The sequence below is a fragment of the Leifsonia sp. NPDC058230 genome, assembly GCF_042882245.1.
Taxonomy (GTDB): Bacteria; Actinomycetota; Actinomycetes; order Actinomycetales; family Microbacteriaceae; genus Leifsonia.
Genome location: NZ_JBHVWM010000002.1, coordinates 384,603 through 398,930, shown reverse-complemented (window position 1 = coordinate 398,930; position 14,328 = coordinate 384,603). Strand labels below are relative to the sequence as shown.

12 protein-coding genes are annotated in these 14,328 nt (G+C 66.9%); 7 read left to right on the top strand and 5 right to left on the bottom strand.

The window, feature by feature from the left end; all coding sequences use genetic code 11:
• On the top strand, positions 1-804 hold the full coding sequence (locus ACFVV0_RS07515) for a YaaA family protein (RefSeq protein ID WP_387060527.1): 804 nt from the start codon (positions 1-3) through the stop codon (positions 802-804).
• A 443-nt stretch (positions 805-1,247) separates the two neighbouring features.
• On the opposite strand, the gene ACFVV0_RS07510 is transcribed toward ACFVV0_RS07515, so the two are convergent.
• Both ACFVV0_RS07510 and ACFVV0_RS07505 read right to left on the bottom strand, forming a co-directional pair.
• Positions 1,248-1,823 (bottom strand): DNA-3-methyladenine glycosylase I, encoded by a 576-nt coding sequence (locus ACFVV0_RS07510; RefSeq protein ID WP_387060525.1) that lies wholly within the window; start codon positions 1,821-1,823, stop codon positions 1,248-1,250.
• Positions 1,820-2,317 (bottom strand): methylated-DNA--[protein]-cysteine S-methyltransferase, encoded by a 498-nt coding sequence (locus ACFVV0_RS07505; protein WP_387060522.1) that lies wholly within the window; start codon positions 2,315-2,317, stop codon positions 1,820-1,822. The genes ACFVV0_RS07510 and ACFVV0_RS07505 overlap by 4 nt, the downstream gene beginning before the upstream one ends.
• 115 nt (positions 2,318-2,432) lie before the next feature.
• Between ACFVV0_RS07505 and ACFVV0_RS07500 the strand changes: the two genes are divergently transcribed.
• From ACFVV0_RS07500 to ACFVV0_RS07485, 4 genes are all read left to right on the top strand, one after another.
• The gene (locus ACFVV0_RS07500; RefSeq protein WP_387060521.1) at positions 2,433-3,413 is read left to right on the top strand and encodes an aldo/keto reductase; all 981 of its coding nucleotides are present in this window, start codon (positions 2,433-2,435) and stop codon (positions 3,411-3,413) included.
• An 86-nt stretch (positions 3,414-3,499) separates the two neighbouring features.
• Positions 3,500-4,168, top strand: coding sequence for a TetR/AcrR family transcriptional regulator (locus ACFVV0_RS07495; protein WP_387060519.1), 669 nt, complete (start codon positions 3,500-3,502; stop codon positions 4,166-4,168).
• Positions 4,169-4,176: 8 nt separating this feature from the next.
• On the top strand, positions 4,177-5,910 hold the full coding sequence (locus ACFVV0_RS07490) for an ABC transporter ATP-binding protein (RefSeq protein WP_387060516.1): 1,734 nt from the start codon (positions 4,177-4,179) through the stop codon (positions 5,908-5,910).
• Positions 5,907-7,889 carry an ABC transporter ATP-binding protein gene (locus tag ACFVV0_RS07485; protein WP_387060513.1) on the top strand — a complete coding sequence of 661 codons (1,983 nt, stop codon included), beginning with the start codon at positions 5,907-5,909 and terminating at the stop codon, positions 7,887-7,889. The genes ACFVV0_RS07490 and ACFVV0_RS07485 overlap by 4 nt, the downstream gene beginning before the upstream one ends.
• 96 nt (positions 7,890-7,985) lie before the next feature.
• On the opposite strand, the gene ACFVV0_RS07480 is transcribed toward ACFVV0_RS07485, so the two are convergent.
• The 3 genes from ACFVV0_RS07480 to ACFVV0_RS07470 are packed head-to-tail and all read right to left on the bottom strand — an operon-like array spanning position 7,986 to position 11,293.
• Entirely contained in the window at positions 7,986-9,374 is a 1,389-nt protein-coding gene (locus ACFVV0_RS07480) for an NAD(P)/FAD-dependent oxidoreductase (RefSeq protein WP_387060510.1), read from the bottom strand.
• Between the two features lie 17 nt (positions 9,375-9,391).
• Positions 9,392-10,807: an aspartate aminotransferase family protein gene (locus tag ACFVV0_RS07475; protein ID WP_387060507.1), complete on the bottom strand. Its 1,416-nt coding sequence runs from the start codon at positions 10,805-10,807 to the stop codon at positions 9,392-9,394.
• Positions 10,808-10,810: 3 nt separating this feature from the next.
• Positions 10,811-11,293 carry an Lrp/AsnC family transcriptional regulator gene (locus ACFVV0_RS07470; RefSeq protein WP_387060505.1) on the bottom strand — a complete coding sequence of 161 codons (483 nt, stop codon included), beginning with the start codon at positions 11,291-11,293 and terminating at the stop codon, positions 10,811-10,813.
• A gap of 88 nt (positions 11,294-11,381) precedes the next feature.
• Here ACFVV0_RS07470 and ACFVV0_RS07465 point away from each other — a divergent pair, with 88 nt between their 5' ends.
• Complete coding sequence (locus ACFVV0_RS07465) at positions 11,382-12,815, top strand: gamma-aminobutyraldehyde dehydrogenase (RefSeq protein ID WP_387060502.1); 1,434 nt, start codon at positions 11,382-11,384, stop codon at positions 12,813-12,815.
• 50 nt (positions 12,816-12,865) lie between these two features.
• On the top strand, positions 12,866-14,302 hold the full coding sequence (locus tag ACFVV0_RS07460; protein WP_387060499.1) for a gamma-aminobutyraldehyde dehydrogenase: 1,437 nt from the start codon (positions 12,866-12,868) through the stop codon (positions 14,300-14,302).
• The last annotated feature ends 26 nt before the right edge of the window (positions 14,303-14,328 follow it).

Genomic DNA, 14,328 nt, shown 5'->3' with positions numbered 1-14,328 from the left:
GTGCTCATCCTCCTTCCGCCCTCCGAGACCAAGCGGGACGGCGGCGCAGGAGACCCACTCGCGCTCGGCACACTGTCCTTCGGGCAGTTGACGCCGGTTCGGCGATCGGTGCTGCGCGCGGTCGCTGCGCTCTCCCGCAACCGGGAGGCGAGCATCCGGGCGCTCAAGCTGGGGCCGAAGCAGGCCGGCGAGGTCGACCGCAACCGTGCGATCTCGAAGGCTCCGACGATGGCGGCGCTTGAGCGGTACACCGGTGTGCTCTACGACGCACTGGATGCGCCCGCGCTCTCCGCCGGTCAGCGCGCGTTCGCCAACGAGAACGTCGCCGTCCATTCCGCACTGCTCGGCCTCGTCGCCGCGGGTGACGACATTCCCGCGTATCGGCTCTCGTTCGACTCGCGTCTCTCGCTCGCCGCGGGTGTGCCGACCCTGAAGAAGCAGTGGGCGCCCGCGGTCGCACAGGTACTGGCCGATCGCGTTGGGCTCATCCTCGACCTGCGGTCGGAAGGCTACGCGGCGCTCGGCCCCACGCCGGCGCGGGATCACGTGCACTACATTCGCGTGCTCGCCCGGGATGCGAGCGGCAATGTGCGCGCACTGAATCACTTCAACAAGCAGGCGAAGGGTCTCTTTACCCGGGCGATCATCGAAGCCGGGGTCGACTTCGCGACGACCGACGAACTGCTCGACTGGGCGCGTGATGAGGGTTACGACCTCAGCGTCGCTGCAGACGGCGGTGAGCTCGAGCTCGTCGTCCCCGAGGTCGCGGGGGAGCCCGGGAAGCTGATGGCAGTTCTCCGCTAGCCCGTCGCGCGATGCGGGCGCGGATCCTGCGAACGATGCCCACGGCGAGCCGGTTCCCCAGAAATTACTGCATCTACGCAATCTGTTGCGCAAATCAGTGGTGGACCTGAGGAAACTGAGATAAACTCATAGTAAGGTGAAGCTCAATCACAGCTTCGCATCGGGCAATGCGAGCAGGAGGAGGAGCAAGCAGCCGAGGTGGGTTGGCGCTCGCAATGTCGCGAATGCCCTTCCCCGCCGAATCTGTCGGGCCGACGTTACGGTAACCCGGCGTGATCCCCTCACGCCGACCTCGAACGTTCGGATTCGTGAGGTCACACAATTCCGCCCTGCGGTCGGGCACGTGCGGACCAGGCCTCACGAGCGAGAATCCGAACGCGAGAACCGAGTGCCGTCGTCGGCCCGACCCTTGCTGCCCCGCGGGAGGGCGGATCGCTCACCTCTCAGGCCGCGCGGAAGCAGCCGACGAAATGGTCGTCGACCATGCCGGTCGACTGCATGAGCGCGTACATCGTGGTCGGGCCGACGAATTTGAAACCGCGTTTGCGGAGCTCCTTGCTGAGCGCGGTGGATTCGGCGGTCACGGCGGGCACATCGCCCCAGGCCTGCGGCCGCGGGAGCTGACCGGGCTCGGGTGCGAAACTCCACATCAGGTCGGTGAGGCTGCCATCGAGTGCGAGCACGGCGCGTGCGTTCGAGATCGTCGCCTCGATTTTGCCTCGGTGGCGAATGATCCGCGCATCCTGGAGCAGGCGTTCGACGTCGGTCTCGTGCATGGCCGCGACCTCGGCGACCTCGAAATTGTGGAACACCTCGCGAAAGGCCGGTCGCCGGCGCAGGATCGTGATCCAGGAGAGCCCCGCTTGGAACCCTTCGAGGCAGAGCTTCTCGTAGAGGGCTCGGGGGTCGCGCTGCTCGGTTCCCCATTCGTCGTCGTGGTAGCGCCGATAGTCGGGGTCGGCTGCAGACCACGAGCATCGGACCAAACCGTCTTCTCCGGCGATGACTGCTTCGCTCATGCGGCCAGCATGATCCCCTCGTGGGTGAGCAGCCACAGCTTGGTGGGAACGCCCTCGCCACCGCTGTACCCCGTGATCTTGCCGTTCGAGGCCAGAACGCGGTGGCAGCCGATGAGGATCGGGATCGGATTGGCGCCGACCGCGCCGCCGATCGCCCGACCGGAGCCGGGGCGGCCGATCTCGGCCCCGAGTTCGCCGTACGACAGGAACTGGCCGTATTCGAGTTCGGACAGGCGCTGCCAGACGGCGCGCTGGAACTCCGTACCGGTCGGGTTGACCGGCACCTCGAAGTTCTCGCGGTCCCCGGCGAAGTACTCGGTGAGCTGCTGGACCGCGAGGTCGAGCACCGCGGTGCTGCGCTCGGGATGTTCTTCGAGCGGGAGGTGGCCGCCGCGCTCGATCGAGAGAGAAGTGATGGCCTGGCCGTCGCTGGTGATTTCGAGCCGCCCGATCGGGCTGCTCATGCGTGTGAGATAGGCAAAGGAAGTGCTCATGACTCGACTCTAGGGGCTGCCACCGACGGCCACTCGCGGAAATCGGACATTGGGGACAACCCCTCCGGACCCTCGGTTGGGGAGGAGCGTGAACCAGTGCAAATAGACTCGACGCATGGCAGAAATCGACTATCGCACACTCGGAAACTCGGGCCTCATCGTCTCGACCATCGGACTCGGCTGCAACAACTTCGGACGCGAGGGCACCGCATCCGAGAGCCAGGAAGGAACGGATGCGGTGATCGATGCGGCCATCGAAGCCGGCGTGACCTTCTTCGACACGGCCGACATCTACGGCGCCGAGCGCGGCCTCTCCGAGACGCTGATGGGCAACTCGCTCCGCGGCGGCAAGCGCGAGAAGATCGTGCTCGCCACGAAGTTCGGCATGGACATGGCCGGCGCCAACGGGCCCGACTGGGGCGTTCGCGCTTCTCGCCGCTACATCCGGCTCGCCGTCGAATCGTCGCTGCGTCGGCTGCAGACCGACTGGATCGACCTCTACCAGCTGCACCGGCCCGACCCGATCACGCCGATCGAGGAGACCCTCGAGACTCTCGACGACCTGATCACCGAGGGCAAGATCCGGTACATCGGCCACTCGAACCTGGCCGGCTGGCAGATCGCCGAGGCGGAGTTCACGGCTCAACTGAACGGCCACCCCAAGTTCATCTCGTCGCAGAACGAGTACAGCCTGCTCGTGCGCGATGCCGAGAAGGAGGTGCTGCCCGCCGTCAACCAGTACGGACTCGGCTTCCTCCCGTTCTTCCCGCTCTACAACGGTCTCTTCACCGGCAAGTTCACCCGCCAGGGCGGACCGGCCGACAGCCGCATCATGATGATCCGCAAGCACCTCGTCGACAACGCGCCGTGGGACGTCATCGAGAAGTACCAGGCGTTCTGCGATGAGCGCGGAGTCACGATGCTGGAGGCGACCTTCGCGTGGCTGCTCGCCCAGCCGGGACTCACCAGTGTGATCGCCGGAGCGACGAAACCCGAGCAGATTGTGCAGAACACAGCGGCCGCGACCGCCTGGCGTGCGACGCCGGAGGACATCGCCGTGATCACCGCCCTGTTCACGGAGGAACCCGCCGCCTGACCGGCGGAAGACGACCGGGCCCGTTCGCTGTCGGCGAACGGGCCCGTGCTTGTGAGTGAGCGCTCACTCCGGCTAGGCTCGCCGACGTGGAGAGCCAGGACAGACCAGCGCCCGGCCGGAGAGCCCAGGCGCTCTCGGTCGAGGAACGACAGGCGATGATCATCGACGCCGTCATCCCGCTGCTCATCGAGCACGGTCGGGCTGTGACGTCGAAACAGATCGCCGAGGCCGCCTGCATCGCCGAGGGCACGATCTTCCGCGCCTTCGGCGACAAAGAGACCCTCCTGCAGGCGGCGATCGAGAAGTACCTCGATCCCGAGCCTCTCCGCAACGCTCTTCGCTCGATCGACCCCGGGTTGCCGATCGAGCACAAGGTACGCGCGATCATGTACCTGCTTCGCGAGCGCTTCCTGCTCGTCATGCGCCTGATGGCGACCATCGGCCCCCAGCGGCCGCCGATCCCGCAGGAACGCCAGCAGTTCGTGGAGATCATCGCGCGCATCCTGGAGCCGGACATGCAACGGCTCAACTGGTCGGCCGAACGGATCGGCTACATTCTGCGCCTGATCAGTTTTGCCAGCGCGTTCCCCGCTCTCAACGAGGGGGTCGAGTTCAGCATCGACGAGCTGACCCGGATCGTCCTCTTCGGGATCGCCGGAGACACCCCCGACGATCTCGACCTCACGCCGCCGGCGGCCACAGCGTCCCGGCCCACGGCACGCCCGACCCCGGCATCCCCGACCACCGCACTCTAGGAGACCCCATGCTGCTCAAATTGCTCGGCCAGTTCTTGCGGCCGCACTGGCCGCTCCTGACGGGGGTGATCATCTTCCAGCTCGCGCAATCGCTGCTCTCGCTGTGGCTGCCGACGCTGAACGCCGACATCACCGACAACGGCATCGCGAAGGGCGACACCGCCTACATCATCATGGTCGGCGCCGAGATGCTCGGGGTGACGCTGCTGCAGGTGGCGTGCTCGATCACAGCCGTCTATTTCGGGGCCAAGGTCGCCATGCGCGTCGGCCGTGACCTGCGCGGCGCGATCTTCCACAAGGTCGGAGAGTTCTCCGAGCGAGAGGTGTCGAAGTTCGGCGCTCCCTCGCTGATCACGCGCAACACGAACGACGTGCAGCAGGTGCAGATGCTCGTGCTGATGACCTGCACGCTGCTCGTGTCGGCGCCCATCCTCGCGGTCGGCGGCATCATCCTGGCGATTCAGCAGGACATCCAGCTCTCGTGGCTGATCGCGGTCAGCGTTCCCATCCTGCTCGTGGCGGTCGGCCTGATCATCTCCCGGATGGTTCCGCTGTTCCGCAAGATGCAGGAGCGCATCGACCGGGTCAACCGGGTTCTTCGCGAGCAGCTCACCGGCATCCGCGTGGTTCGTGCGTTCGTGCGCGAGGACATCGAGACCGACCGGTTCAAGGGCGCCAACGAGGCCGTGACCGAGACCGCGCTGATGGCGGGGCGCCTGTTCGCGCTGATGTTCCCGATCGTCATGCTCGTGCTCAACGTGTCGAGCGTCGCGGTGATCTGGTTCGGCGGGTTCCGCATCCAGGACGGCTCGATGCAGATCGGAACCCTCACCGCGTTCCTGCAGTACCTCATGCAGATCCTGATGGCGGTCATGATGGCCACGTTCATGGCGGTCCTGGTCCCACGCGCCGCTGTGTGCGCCGACCGCATCTCCGAGGTCCTCGGCACCGAATCGTCGGTGCGAGCGGTCGAGAACCCCATCACGACCCTCGAAGGCCGGGGAACCCTCGAGTTCGTGGATGTCGGCTTCTCGTATCCGGGAGCCGAGCAGCCGGTGCTGAGCGACGTGACCCTGCTGGCCGAGACCGGCAAGACGACGGCGATCATCGGGAGCACGGGTGCCGGCAAGACGACCCTCGTGAACCTCATCCCACGACTCTTCGACGCCACGAGCGGCATCGTGCTGGTGGACGGCGTCGACGTCGCCGAACTCGACCCCGACCTCCTCTGGTCGCGCATCGGGCTCGTGCCGCAGAAGCCGTACCTGTTCTCGGGAACCGTGGCCAGCAACCTGCGCTACGGCAAGCCCGACGCCACGGACGATGAGCTCTGGCATGCGCTCGAGGTCGCTCAGGCGAAAGACTTCGTCGAGCAGATGGCCGAGCAGCTCGACGCTCCGATCGCGCAGGGCGGCACGAACGTCTCCGGCGGTCAGCGTCAGCGGCTGGCGATCGCCAGAGCGCTGGTCAAGCGTCCCGAGATCTATGTGTTCGACGACTCGTTCTCGGCGCTGGACACCGCGACGGATGCGCGTCTGCGCGCCGCCCTCGCCCGCGACGTCTCCGACGCCACGATGATCGTCGTCGCCCAGCGCGTGTCGACCATCGTCGACGCCGACCAGATCATCGTGCTCGACGACGGCCGGGTGGTCGGCCGGGGCACGCACGATGAACTCCTTCAGACGAACGAGACGTACGCAGAGATCGTCTCGTCCCAGCTCACCGCAGAGGAAGCAGCATGAGCGACACCGAGACCGAGCAGGAAACGCCCGTCCGTCCGCCCGCGAGGCGTGGCCCCGGGGGAGGAGGAGGTCCGTTCGGCGGCATGCAGGGACCGGTCGAGAAGTCGATGAACTTCGGTCCGTCGGCGAAGCGGCTGGCCGGCCGGCTGCGTCCCGAAGCCTGGGGCATGGTGTTCGTTACGCTGCTCGCCGTGGTGAGCGTGCTGTTCGCCGTGCTGGGGCCGAAGCTGCTCGGCAACGCGATCAACCTGGTCTTCGCCGGGGCGCTCTCGCTGCAGTTTCCGAAGGGCATGACGCAGGAACAGGTCATCGCTGGTTTGCGGGCGGCGAACCAGACCCAGTTCGCCGACCTGCTGAGCGGAACGACCTTCACGCCGGGTGCCGGAATCGACTTCACCGCGGTCGGGATGGTGCTCATGTGGGTGCTCGTCCTGTACGTGCTCTCGTCGGTGTTCAGCTATCTGCAGGCCTACGTGCTCAACGGCATCACCCAGCGCACGGTCTACCGCCTGCGCGAGGAGGTCGAGGCGAAGATCAACCGACTGCCCCTCAAGTACTTCGACGGGATGCAGCGCGGCGAGCTGCTCAGCCGCGTGACGAACGACATCGACAACATCTCGCAGACCCTTCAGCAGACGATGAGCCAGCTGCTCACGTCGCTGCTCACGGTCATCGGCGTGGTCGTGCTGATGTTCGTCATCTCGCCGCTGCTCGCAGTGATCGCGCTGGTCACCATTCCGTTGACGCTGCTGATCACCATGATCATCGCGAAACGCTCGCAGAAGCTGTTCGTCGCGCAGTGGAAGAACACCGGCGAGCTCAATGGTCAGATCGAGGAGGCGTTCACCGGTCACGCTCTGGTGAAGGTGTTCGGCCGTCACCGCGAGGTCGAGGAGCAGTTCCGGCGGAAGAACGACGAGATGTACGAGGCGAGCTTCGGGGCTCAGTTCATCTCCGGGATCATCATGCCCGCGATGATGTTCGTCGGAAACCTCATGTACGTCGTGATCGCCGTGGCCGGTGGCCTGCAGGTGGCGAGCGGTGCGATGCAGCTCGGTGACGTGACCGCGTTCATCCAGTACTCGCGTCAGTTCACCCAGCCGCTCACTCAGCTGGGCTCGATGGCCAACCTGCTGCAGTCGGGAGTCGCCTCGTCGGAGCGGGTGTTCGAGCTGCTGGATGCGGACGAGCAGTCACCGGATCCGGCGCAGCCGCACAGCCCGCAGGGAACCATGGGTCGCCTGGAGTTCGAGGACGTGTCGTTCCGGTACGTCGAGGACAAGCCCCTGATCGAGGACCTCTCGCTGGTGGCTCAGCCGGGTCAGACGGTCGCGATCGTGGGGCCGACCGGTGCGGGCAAGACCACTCTCGTCAATCTGATGATGCGCTTCTACGAACTCGATTCCGGCCGCATCACGCTCGACGGTGTCGACATCGCCTCGATGACCCGCCGCGATCTGCGCGGCCGGATGGGCATGGTGCTGCAGGACACCTGGCTGTTCAACGGGACGATCCGCGAGAACATCGCCTACGGGCGGCCGGATGCGACCGAGGAGGAGATCCTCGACGCTGCTCGCGCCACCTACGTCGACCGGTTCGTGCACTCGCTGCCCGACGGCTACGACACGGTGCTCGACGACGAAGGCGGCAACGTCTCCGCCGGCGAGAAGCAACTGCTGACGATCGCGCGGGCCTTCCTCGCCCGGCCGAGCGTGCTCATCCTCGACGAGGCGACGAGCTCGGTCGACACCCGCACCGAGGTGCTGGTGCAGAAGGCGATGGCGGCGCTGCGCACGGATCGCACGAGTTTCGTGATCGCGCACCGTCTCTCGACGATTCGGGATGCGGACCTCATCCTGGTCATGGAGTCGGGCCGGATCGTCGAACAGGGCACCCATGCCGAACTGCTCGCCGCCGGCGGTGCGTACTACACGCTGTACAACGCCCAGTTCGCTGCGCCGGTCGCCGACGAGTCGTAGCGCCCCTCGCGACCGCACGAGGGGTCGCAACGCGCCGTCCCGCCCGATGGCGAGACGGCGTGTTCCGACCCCTCGTCGCGTGCCTTGTGCCGGGTGTCAGTGGCCGGTGAGCGGGCCGAGCAGGCGGGCGATGACCGACGGGCGTCCGGTCACGCGCTCCTCGACGTCGGCGAACTGCATGCCGACGAGTCCCGCATTCGCGCCGGCGAAGCGCAGCGGCTCCGGCTCCCAGCGCGGTGAACGGTGGCCGACCCACGGGAGCCGGGTGAGCGGTGTGCTCGTCCCGGTGAGCAGGTCGGCGAGCGTGCGGCCGGCGAGGTTGGTCGTGCTCAGCCCGTCGCCGACGTAGCCGCCCGCCCAGGCCTCGCGGCGCGCGGTGTCGACGCCGACGCTCGCGTGCCAGTCGCGCGGGATTCCCAGCGGCCCTCCCCAGTGGTGGGTGATCCGGGCGCCTGCCGCCGCCGGGAAGAGATCGACGAGGGCGTGCCGCAGGTGCTCGCTCACCCGGGCGTCGTTCTCGTAGCCGGGCCGGATGGCACTGTTCAGGTGGTAGAAGGCTCCGCGGCCGCCGAATGCGATCCGGTTGTCGGCGGTGCGCTGCCCGTAGATGATCAGATGGCGGAAGTCGGCGAACGTCTGGCCGTGCTCGATGCCGATGCCCTCCCAGGTCTCGTCGCTGAGGGGCTCCGTGGCGATCATGAGCGAGTAGATCGGCAGGATGCGCCGGCCGACCTGGCCGATGGCCGAGCCGTACCCCTCGGTCGCGTTCACGACGGTGCCGGCGTGCACGGTTCGCGCGGTACCGCCGGACACGGCGGACACTGTGCCGTCGCGCCAGGACAGCACCTCCGTGTCCTCGTAGATCGTGGCTCCACGGCGCTCGACCACACGCGCGAGACCGCGCACCAGCTTGGCCGGATGCACGCGGGCGCAGGCCGGCGTGAATGTGGCGGCGACCGCATCCGGAACCCCGAACCGCGAGTGCACGGTCTCGGTTCCCAGTAGGGAGACATCGTCGACGCCGTAGCGCTCGGACTCGGCGAACTCGTCGCGCGCGGCGCCGAGTTGCACCCGGGTGCGGGCGAAGGTAACCGTTCCGCCGCGCACGAAGTCGCAGTCGATGCCCTCGGCCGCGGTGACCCTGCCGACCTCGCCGACCGTGTCCACCATGGCCCGGCGCTGGGCGACCGCAGCGTCGAAGCCGTAGCGGGCCTCGAGGGCGCGACCCGATTTCGGGAACAGGGCCGAGCACCACCCGCCGTTGCGACCGGAGGCGCCGAAACCGGCCACCTCCTTCTCGAGCAGGGCGATGCGCAGGGCGGGGTCGCGCTCCTGCAGGTAGTACGCGGTCCACAGGCCGGTGAGCCCCGCGCCGACGATCGCGACGTCGACGTGGAGGTCGCCGTCGAGACCGGGGCGCAGGGGGAACCCGTGCTCCGCCGCTCGGATCGAGTCGAACCAGAACCCGGTCTGTGTGTCACTCACGGTGAAGTCGACGGTCGTCAGAGGTGATTGGACGCCTCGGTGAGCACGGATTCGAGGATCTGGCGGATCTCCGTGAACTCCGCGGGGCCGACGGTGAGCGGAGGAGCGAGCTGCACGACGGGGTCGCCGCGGTCGTCGGCGCGGCAGTACAGGCCGGCCTCGAACAGAGCCTTCGAGAGGAAGCCGCGCAGCAGGCGCTCGGACTCGTCGTCGTCGAACGTCTCCTTGGTGGCCTTGTCCTTGACCAGCTCGATGCCGAAGAAGTAGCCGTCGCCGCGCACGTCGCCGACGATCGGAAGCGCCAGCAGCTTCTCCAGCTCGGCCCGGAACAGGGGAGAGTTCTCGCGAACGCGTTCGTTCAGCTTCTCCTCCTCGAAGATGTCGAGGTTGTCGAGCGCGACCGCGGCTGAGACGGGATGCCCGCCGAAGGTGTAGCCGTGGTAGAACGACGTGTTCCCGTGCTTGAACGGTTCGTAGAGCTTGTCGCTGATGATCGTGGCGCCGATGGGCGAGTACCCGCTGGTCATGCCCTTGGCACAGGTGATCATGTCGGGGACGTAGCCGTACTCGTCGCACGCGAACATGTGACCGATGCGGCCGAAGGCGCAGATCACCTCGTCGCTCACCATGAGCACGTCGTACTTGTCGCAGATCTCGCGCACGCGCTGGAAGTATCCGGGAGGCGGCGGGAAGCAGCCGCCCGAGTTCTGCACGGGCTCGAGGAAGATCGCCGCGACGGTCTCGGGACCTTCGAACTGGATCATCTCCTCGATGCGGTTGGCCGCCCAGACGCCGAAGGCCTCGATGTCGTCCGCCGGTGCGCCCATCTCTCCTGCGCGGTAGAAGTTGGTGTTCGGTACGCGGAAACCACCCGGGGTCAGCGGCTCGAACATCTCCTTCATGGCGGGGATGCCCGTGATCGCCAGGGCGCCCTGCGGGGTGCCGTGGTAGGCGACGGCGCGGGAGAGCACCTTGTGCTTGGTGGGACGACCCTGAAGCTTCCAGTAGTACTTGGCGAGCTTGAACGCGGTCTCGACCGCCTCACCGCCGCCGGTCGAGAAGAAGACGCGGTTCAGGTCGCCCGGCGCATAGTGGGCGAGGCGGTCGGCGAGTTCGATGGCATTCGGATGCGCGTACGACCAGATCGGAAAGAACGCCAGCTCCTCCGCCTGCTTGGCCGCCGTCTCGGCGAGGCGCTTGCGTCCGTGGCCGGCGTTGACCACGAAGAGCCCGGACAGCCCGTCGATGTACTTGCGGCCCTGAGAATCCCAGATGTGGTGACCGACGCCCTTGGTGATGATGGGGACGCCGTGGCCGTCTTCCATGACGGACTGTCGCGCGAAGTGCATCCACAGATGGTCCTTCGCTTTGGCCTGGAGGGCGGCTTCTGCCGCCGAGGCGTCGACTGCTGGCGTTTCTGTGGTGGTTGTCATCTTCTACCGTGTTCCCCAGTTGTAGAACTGCTTGTGGAGTTTGAGGTACACGAACGTCTCGGTCGACAGCACGCCGTCGAGCGTCCGGATCTCGGAGTTGAGCATGTTGATCAGATCGAGGTCGTTCTCGCAGACGACCTCGGCGAGGATGTCGAAGCTTCCCGCCGTGAGGACCACGTAGTCGACCGCCGACATGGCGGCGAGCTTGTCGGCCACAGCTCGCGTGTCGCCTGTCACGCGCACGCCGATCATGGCCTGACGGTAGAAGCCCAGCTGCATCGGGTCGGTGACGGCGACGATCTGCATCACCCCGGACTCGGTCAGCTTCTGCACGCGCTGCCGCACGGCCGCTTCGCTCAGACCGACCGCCTTGCCGATCTCGGCGTACGAACGGCGGCCGTCGACCTGGAGCTGCTCGATGATCGCCTTCGACACATCGTCGATCTGCCCGTGCTTGGCCGGGGTCGTGGCCCGAGGGGTGCTCATGGAGCGATTGTGTCAGCGCAGACGGCCTCCTGCAAGCGAATCCGCACATTTCTGTTCATTTTGCTGACGAAATCAGTAGACTCCCGCCATGACCACGCGCGAACTCCGCAATTTCGTCGACGGCGCCTTCTCCGACTCGCGCGCGACCGATCGCCTCCAGCTCGTCGATCCGACCACGGAGGAGGTCTATGCGACCTCGCCGGTCTCCACGAGCGAGGACGTGTCGGAGGCGTACACCGCGGCCCGGAACGCCTTCGAGGTGTGGGGCGAGACCACCCCCGCCGAACGTCAGCTCGCGCTGTTCCGCATCGCCGACGCCATGGAGAAGCGTGCGGAGGAGTTCGCCGACGCCGAGTCGCAAGACACCGGAAAGCCGCGCGCGAGACTCGTCGACGACGAGATCCTGCTCTCGGTCGACCAGATCCGCTTCTTCGCCGGAGCCGCCCGCAGCCTCGAAGGCCGCTCCGCGGGCGAGTACCTGAAAGACCACACCTCGTTCGTCCGTCGCGAGCCGATCGGCGTGGTCGGGCAGGTGACGCCGTGGAACTACCCCCTCAACATGGCCGTGTGGAAGTTCGCCCCGGCGCTCGCCGCGGGGAACACCACGGTGCTCAAGCCCTCGGACACGACCCCGCTCTCGACGTTGCTCCTCGCCGAGGTCGCCGCCGAGTTCCTGCCGCGGGGAGTGCTCAACGTCATCACCGGCGACCGTTCCACCGGCGCGGCGATGACCCAGGACCCCATCCCGCAGCTGATCTCGATCACGGGATCGGTGCGGGCCGGGATGGAGGTCGCTCGCGCAGCATCCCTCGACCTCAAGCGCGTGCACCTCGAGCTCGGCGGAAAGGCGCCGGTGATCGTGTTCGACGACGCCGACATCGAGACGGCCGTCGAGGGCATCGTCGCCGCCGGATACTTCAACGCCGGCCAGGACTGCACCGCCGCCACCCGGCTGCTCGTGCAGGAAGGGGTGCACGACGAGTTCGTCGCGGCTCTGACCGAGTACGCACGGGCGAACGCCCGCACCGGCGGACCGCGGGAGGACGGCATCCTGTTCGGTCCGGTGAACAATGCCGGCCAGCTGGCCCAGGTGAGCGGATTCGTCGACCGGCTCCCCGACCACGCCACCGTCGAACTGGGCGGTCACCGCCAGGGCGATCGTGGCTACTTCTACGAGGCGACGATCGTGTCGGGGCTGACCCAGACCGACGAGGCCGTGCAGAACGAGATCTTCGGACCGGTGCAGACCGTTCAGAAGTTCACCGACGAGGCCGAAGCGCTGCGCTGGGCGAACGACGTTCAGTACGGGCTGGCCTCGTCGGTGTGGACCAGGGACCACGGCCGGGCGATGCGCTTCGCCAAAGGCCTCGACTTCGGCTGCGTGTGGATCAACACGCACATCCCCATCGTCGCCGAGATGCCGCACGGCGGCTTCAAGCACTCGGGATACGGCAAGGATCTGTCGATGTACGGGTTCGAGGACTACACCCGTATCAAGCATGTGATGAGCTACATCGGGTAGCTTCTCCCGCAACAGACTGCAGGAGACCGCGAGAGCTGGAAGGGACTGCCATGAGCATCCGGGAACTGAAGAACTTCGTCGGCGGGGACTACGTTGAGTCGGCCGCGACGGAGCGGCTGGAGATCATCGACCCGGCGACCGAGGACGTGATCGCCACCACACCCGTCTCGACGGAAGCGGATGTGGCGGATGCGTACCGCGCGGCAGCGGGCGCGTTCGCGACGTGGAAGGACACCACGCCCGGAGAGCGCCAGCTCGCGCTCCTCCGGTTCGCCGACGCACTCGAAGAGCGGGCGGAGGAGCTGGCGGATGTGGAGGTCAGCAACACGGGCAAGCCGCGCGCGGGCGTCGTGCCCGACGAGGTCGACGTGATGGTCGACCAGGTGCGGTTCTTCGCGGGAGCTGCGCGCAACCTCGAAGGCAAGTCGGCGGGCGAGTACATGAAGGACCACACGTCGTTCGTGCGTCGCGAGCCGATCGGCGTGATCGGCCAGGTGACACCCTGGAACTACCCGATGATGATGGCCATCTGGAAGATCGCCCCCGCTCTCGCCGCCGGCAACACGGTGGTCCTCAAGCCGAGTGATTCGACGCCGTCGTCGTCGCTGCTGATGGCGGAGATCGCCTCCGAGTTCTTCCCGCCGGGGGCGTTCAACGTCGTCACCGGCAACCGGGACACCGGTCGGGCGCTGGTCGCCGACCGCATCCCGCAGATGGTGTCGATCACGGGATCGGTGCGTGCGGGCATGGAGGTGGCCGGCTCCGCGGCGCTCGACCTCAAGCGTGTGCACCTCGAGCTCGGCGGCAAGGCGCCCGTCGTCGTCTTCAACGACGCGGACATCGCGGCAGCGGCCGAGGGCATCGCCAATGCCGGCTTCTACAATGCCGGCCAGGACTGCACCGCCGCGACGCGGGTGCTCGTGCAGGAGGGTGTGCACGACGAGTTCGTGGCCGCGCTCGCCGAGTACGCCCGTGACAACGCCAGGACGGGAGCTCCGACGGAGGACGGCATCCTCTTCGGCGCCCTCTCCAGCGCAGCCCAGCTCTCCCGGGTGGAGGGCTTCATCGACCGTCTGCCGGACCACGCGACGCTCGCGCTCGGCGGTCACCGGCAGGGCGACCGCGGATACTTCCACGAGGCGACGATCGTCGCCGATCTCGTGCAGGACGACGAGGCCGTGCAGAACGAGATCTTCGGGCCGGTCATCACGGCGCAGAAGTTCGGCGACGAGTCCGAGGCGCTCCGCTTCGCGAACGGTGTGGAGTACGGTCTCGCCTCGTCGGTGTGGACGCAGAACCACTCCACTGCGATGCGGATGGCCAAGAATCTCGACTTCGGCTGCGTGTGGATCAACACGCACATCCCTCTCGTCGCGGAGATGCCGCACGGCGGATTCAAACACTCCGGCTACGGCAAGGATCTCTCGGCGTACGGCTTCGAAGATTACACTCGGATCAAGCACGTCATGAGTTACATCGGCTCCTAGGCCGAATCGAGGCTCACAGGCCGATC

Bases quoted from the DNA above. Each gene is read 5' to 3' on its own strand.
- ACFVV0_RS07485 (WP_387060513.1), top strand. From the start codon at position 5,907: ATGAGCGACACCGAGACCGAGCAGGAAACGCCCGTCCGTCCGCCCGCG.
- ACFVV0_RS07505 (WP_387060522.1), bottom strand. From the start codon at position 2,317: ATGAGCACTTCCTTTGCCTATCTCACACGCATGAGCAGCCCGATCGGG.
- ACFVV0_RS07510 (WP_387060525.1), bottom strand. From the start codon at position 1,823: ATGAGCGAAGCAGTCATCGCCGGAGAAGACGGTTTGGTCCGATGCTCG.
- ACFVV0_RS07490 (WP_387060516.1), top strand. From the start codon at position 4,177: ATGCTGCTCAAATTGCTCGGCCAGTTCTTGCGGCCGCACTGGCCGCTC.
- ACFVV0_RS07475 (WP_387060507.1), bottom strand. From the start codon at position 10,807: ATGACAACCACCACAGAAACGCCAGCAGTCGACGCCTCGGCGGCAGAA.
- ACFVV0_RS07470 (WP_387060505.1), bottom strand. From the start codon at position 11,293: ATGAGCACCCCTCGGGCCACGACCCCGGCCAAGCACGGGCAGATCGAC.
- ACFVV0_RS07460 (WP_387060499.1), top strand. From the start codon at position 12,866: ATGAGCATCCGGGAACTGAAGAACTTCGTCGGCGGGGACTACGTTGAG.
- ACFVV0_RS07500 (WP_387060521.1), top strand. From the start codon at position 2,433: ATGGCAGAAATCGACTATCGCACACTCGGAAACTCGGGCCTCATCGTC.
- ACFVV0_RS07465 (WP_387060502.1), top strand. From the start codon at position 11,382: ATGACCACGCGCGAACTCCGCAATTTCGTCGACGGCGCCTTCTCCGAC.